The sequence below is a fragment of the Kitasatospora sp. P5_F3 genome, from assembly GCF_054049135.1.
In genome coordinates this window covers 18,579-23,340 of sequence record NZ_JBFUMY010000082.1, presented here as the reverse complement: position 1 = coordinate 23,340, position 4,762 = coordinate 18,579, and the positions used below count along the sequence as shown (strand labels likewise).

Here is a 4,762-nt window from a genome sequence, read left to right as displayed (position 1 = left end):
GCTGGCGGGCGCAGCCGCCGAGGTGATCGCGGCCGCCGACGCCGAGACCGCGCTCGGGGTGCCCCGGCTGACCGGTGAACTCGCCCGCACCACCTACCAGTTGCGCATCTTCGCGGACCAGGTCGAGCAGGGCGGCTTCCTGGACGTGGCGATCGACCACGCCGATCCGGCGCTCGGCCGTCCCGACCTGCGCCGGATGAAGGTCCCGTTGGGGGTCGTCGCGGTGTTCGCCGCGAGTAACTTCCCGCTCGCCTTCTCCGTGCCCGGAGGGGACACCGCGAGTGCGCTCGCGGCGGGCTGCCCGGTGGTGGTCAAGGCCCATCCGGACCACCCGGCCACCAGCGAGCTCTGCGCCCGGCTGATCCGCGAGGCGGCGGTGGAGCTCGGCCTGCCCGCCGAACTGCTGGGCCTGCTGCACGGGTTCGAGGCCGGGCCCGAGCTGGTCCGGCACCCGCTGGTCTCCGCGGTCGGCTTCACCGGCTCGGTGCGCGGCGGGCGGGCACTGCACGACGTGGCGGCCGCCCGGCCCCGGCCGATCCCGTTCCATGGCGAACTCGGTTCGCTCAACCCGGTGGTGGTGACCGAGCGGGCCGCCGCCACCCGGGCCGCCGAGATCGGCGCAGGCCTGGCGGCCTCGTTCACGCTGGGCACGGGGCAGTTCTGCGTGAAGCCGGGCCTGGTGCTGATCCCGGCCGGGGCGGCGGAGCTGGAACAGGAGCTGGTGGCGGCCGCCGCCAAGACGGACGGCGGGCCGCTGCTCGACCCCCGGATGCGGGAGGCCTTCCTGGCGGGCGTCCAGCACCGGGCGGCCCAGCCGGGCGTACAGACCCTGCTGGCCGCAGGCCCGGCCGACGCGGCACCGCTCGCGGTCGCCCCCGGGGTGCTCGCGGTCGCGGCGGCGGAGCTGACCGAGGAGCTGCTGGAGGAGTGCTTCGGCCCGGTCACGGTGCTGGTCCGCTATGCCGATGCGGCCGAACTCGAGGCGGTACTGGGCCGGTTGAGCGGGAACCTGACGGCGACCGTGCAGCTGGCGGCGGACGAACGCGGCCCCGAGGCGGCTGCCCTGCTCGACCGGCTGCGCCCGCTGGCCGGCCGCCTGGTGGTGGACAACTGGCCGACCGGGGTCGCGGTCGCCCCCGCCATGCACCACGGCGGCCCGTACCCGGCCAGCACCAGCACCTCGACCTCGGTCGGCGCCACCGCGATCGAACGCTGGCTCCGCCCGGTCAGCTACCAGAACACCCCGCAGGAACTGCTCCCGCCGGAGCTGCACGACGCCAACCCGCTGGGCGTCCCGCAGCGGGTGAACGGCTGACTCACAGCTCGGTGCGGCGCCGGCGCACCACCACCAGCAGGTCCACCGCGGCGAACAGCGTCAGCAGGCCGCAGGCCACGGCGAAGGCGGTCAGGGTGGCCGGGCTCGGCGAAGCGCCGGGGTCGGCCACCGCCGCCCAGACCGCGAAGCCGGCCGTGGTGAGGGCGAACAGCGGGGTGAAGATCACCGAGAGCAGGAAGCGGAGCTTCAGGTCGCTGCGCGCCGTCATCGGCTCGGTGCCGCTGTGCCAGGTACGAGGAGTCTTCGTCGGACGCATCACCAGGTCACCTCCCGGTCCTACCATCCACCGTATGCCCGTGCGACGGAGGGAGTAACGGAGATGGACGAGCAGGAGTACGTCGGTCTGGCCGGGGACGAGGCCGAGCGGCTGGCAGCCGAGCGGGGCTGGCGCGTGGTGCGGGTGCTCGCGCCCGACGCGATGATCACCATGGAGTACCGCGAGGACCGGCTGAACTTCACCGTCCGGAACGGCCGGGTGGAGCGCTGCTGGCAGGGCTGACCGGACAGCAGGACGGCCGCTTCCGCAGGGTGGGGGTCCTGCGGAAACGGCCGTCGGACTGCGTCTGACGAGGTGTCAGTACACCTGTACAGACATCAGCTGCAGAGGAACTTAGCAGCCCCCCAGTCGCCGTGGTCACCGGTTTTTGTGCCGACCGTGGTCACCTTCAGGTGTACCCGGGCGGCGCTGCCGAGCGGCACCGTGACCGGCAGCGGTGCAGAGGTGCTGGTCAGGGTGGGTGAGGTCCAGAGCGTCACGCCGTCCGCGACCACCGAGAAGGTCACGTCCCCGTAGCCGCTGATCTCGTCGTCGATCCCGACCGTGGCGCTGAACGAGGAGCACTTTCCTCCGGTCACGAACTCCAGGTCGGAGTCGGCGTGCACCCCGATGCCCTTGGCGAAGGTGGTCCCGTTCAGGGTCAGGGTGCGGCCGTCCGCCGCGCCCTGCTCGCCGTTGCTGCGGTCCCGCTCGGCGGGGCCCCAGCCGTTGGTCTGCGAGGCGAAGGGCAGGTCGCTGGCCCAGGCCCAGCTCGGTCCGGTGGCGGTGGCACTGAGTGCGGTGATCCCGTCCAGGGTGAGCTGGAAGGCGGTGGCGGTGCTCAGCGAGGCGGTCTTGACCTGCGCCACCCCGCCCCGGTCGGCGGCGTCGAAGAACCAGCCCTCGGCCGCCGCGTCGAACGCGGCCTTGTCGGCGAGGCGGGGCAGCGCCCGCCCGCCGAGCGCGACCGCGGTCGGGGCGCTCACGCTGTGCACGCTGAACCGGTAAGGACGGGTGGTCTGCTTGCCGGCGAAGTCACCGACGCTGGCCGACACGTCCACGGTGGCCCGGCCGACCCCGCTCGCGGGCGCGGTCACCGTGGCGGTCTGGGTCGCCGACCTGCCCTGGCGGTGCTCCTTGGTCACCCCGTCGTCCTCGTACAGCGAGAAGGAGTTGACCCCCTGCGGGTAGACGTCCCAGGCCAGCGGGGAGGAGGCGGTGCGGTCCTGGTAGGAGCTGACGCCGGGCCACATCGGCACCACGGCACCGGCCCTGACGAACAGCGGCAGAGTGTCCAGCGGCGCGCTGTAGCCGTTCACCGTGGTCGGGCCCTGGTAGGTCCGCCCGGTCCAGTAGTCCACCCAGGTGCCCTGCGGCAGGTAGATGCCGTCCCGCACCGAGGTGTCCGAGTAGACCGGCGCGACCAGGAAGTCCCGGCCGCTGAGGAACTCGTACTTGGCCGCGTCGGTCGCGGCCACCGCGTCCTGCGGGTACTCCAGCGCCAGCGGGCGCACCGCGCCGACCCCGGTCCGGTTCGCCTCGGCCGCGTAGCTGTACATGTAGGGGAGCAGCGACTCCTTGAGCTTCAGGTACTTGCGGTTGATCGAGGTGTACGGCTCCCCGTAGCGGTAGGGCTGCTTGTCGCTCGGCGCCCAGCCGTCCATCGACATGATCGCGGGCAGGAAGGACTTCCACTGCAGGTCCCGGACGTAGGTCTGGGCGCTGCCGCCGTAGATCCCGTCCACGTCACCGGAGGTGTACGCGAGACCGGACATGGTGGCGCCCGCGTAGGTCGGGATCTGCCACCTGATGTAGTCCCAGCTGCCGGACTGGTCGCCGCTCCACTGCACACCGCAGCGCTGCGCGCCGGACCAGCTCTCCGGTGCCCAGGTGAAGCCGCGGGCGGTGCTGTTGTCCTCGATGCCCTGGTAGGCGGACTTGCAGCCGTCGAGGGCGAACTTGTAGCCGGAGCCGACCCAGGCCACGTCCAGCTTGGCCACCCGCTGGCCGGCCTTCACCTGGTCGGCCAGCTTGGTCAGGCCGTCCTCGGTCCACAGGCCGAGCTGCATCTTGCGCTGCTGGAGTCCCTGGGCGGTCTGCGCCAGGTTCTCGTAGCCGCAGCCGTAGCCGTCGTTGACCAGCATCCAGCCGTTCGGGATGTCGTTGGCGACGTAGTCGTCGGCGATCTTCAACGCGTCCAGGGTGTGCCGCTCGCCCCGGTTGGCGTTGTGCAGGTAGCAGTCCGAGTCGCCCATCTCCAGGCCGTAGATCGGCGGCAGGAAGGGCTTGCCGGTCAGCGTGGTGTACTGGCCGATCACGTCCTTGCTGCTCGGCCCGGCGAAGTAGTACGCGTCGAACCGGGTCTCCTGCTCGGTGGTGGTCACCGGGTCGTTGAAGGCGTAGGTGCCGGGGGCGTAGGTGTTGCGGTACACGCCGTACCCGGCGGAGGAGAGGTAGAAGGGGACCGAGTTCGGGTGGCCGCCCTCGTTCCAGTTGTAGTCGACGCCTATCTCGACGGTCTTGCCGCGATGGGAGAACGAGCCGTTCTGCTCGCCCGCGCCGAAGTACTGCTCGGTGGCACCCCGGCCGAGCGTCTGGGTGGTGGCGGTGTTGGTCCAGGAGAGCGGTTTGGTCTCCTCCCAGACCTTGCTGCCGTCGGCCCGGTAGAGGCCGAAGCGCAGCGCCGACTTGTACGCCCGCAGGGTGACGGCGGCGGTGGACAGTTCGTACCGGTCACCCGCGTCCCGCCAGCTGGTGGCCGGCGGAGTGCCCTGCGGCAGCACGATGTCGCTGCCGGTCGGGTTGGCGAAGGTGCCGGTGGGAGTCAGTTCGATCCGGAACACCTGGTCGCTGACGAAACTGATCCGGGCCTTGGCGGCACCCGCCGAGATGGCGTAGCTGCCGGCCGCGCCGGGGGTGAAGGCGGTGATCGCCCCGGCCGAGCCGTTGGCGGCGACCGCCGGCTGGGCCAGCCCCGGAGCGATCGTCACCCCGCCCAGCGAGAGCACCGCGGCCAGTCCGAGCGAGGCCGACCGGCCTCGCCAGTGTTGCAAAGTTCTGCGCATAAGAACCCCTCCGCATGCAAGAATGAGCACTGCTGAGCAGGTATAGCGCACTACGGCCCGCTTGGCCACACCTTCTGTCGTGATCCGGACAGCAGTCAGGCCCCC

4 protein-coding genes are annotated in these 4,762 nt (G+C 71.6%); 2 read left to right on the top strand and 2 right to left on the bottom strand.

Features of this window, described 5'->3' with window-relative positions; genetic code table 11:
* The coding region (locus ACXJMZ_RS31705; protein ID WP_457033462.1) for an aldehyde dehydrogenase family protein at positions 1-1,315 on the top strand (1,315 nt) is incomplete at its 5' end.
* A gap of 1 nt (position 1,316) precedes the next feature.
* Here the strand turns inward: ACXJMZ_RS31705 and ACXJMZ_RS31700 are convergent.
* A complete protein-coding gene (locus ACXJMZ_RS31700) occupies positions 1,317-1,592 on the bottom strand; it encodes a DUF6343 family protein (protein ID WP_457033461.1) in 276 nt (91 codons plus the stop codon).
* 63 nt (positions 1,593-1,655) lie between these two features.
* Here ACXJMZ_RS31700 and ACXJMZ_RS31695 point away from each other — a divergent pair, with 63 nt between their 5' ends.
* The gene (locus ACXJMZ_RS31695; protein ID WP_457033460.1) at positions 1,656-1,835 is read left to right on the top strand and encodes an I78 family peptidase inhibitor; all 180 of its coding nucleotides are present in this window, start codon (positions 1,656-1,658) and stop codon (positions 1,833-1,835) included.
* Between the two features lie 95 nt (positions 1,836-1,930).
* Here ACXJMZ_RS31695 and ACXJMZ_RS31690 read toward each other — a convergent pair whose 3' ends face one another.
* Entirely contained in the window at positions 1,931-4,657 is a 2,727-nt protein-coding gene (locus ACXJMZ_RS31690; protein ID WP_457033459.1) for an NPCBM/NEW2 domain-containing protein, read from the bottom strand.
* Between the last annotated feature and the right edge of the window lie 105 nt (positions 4,658-4,762).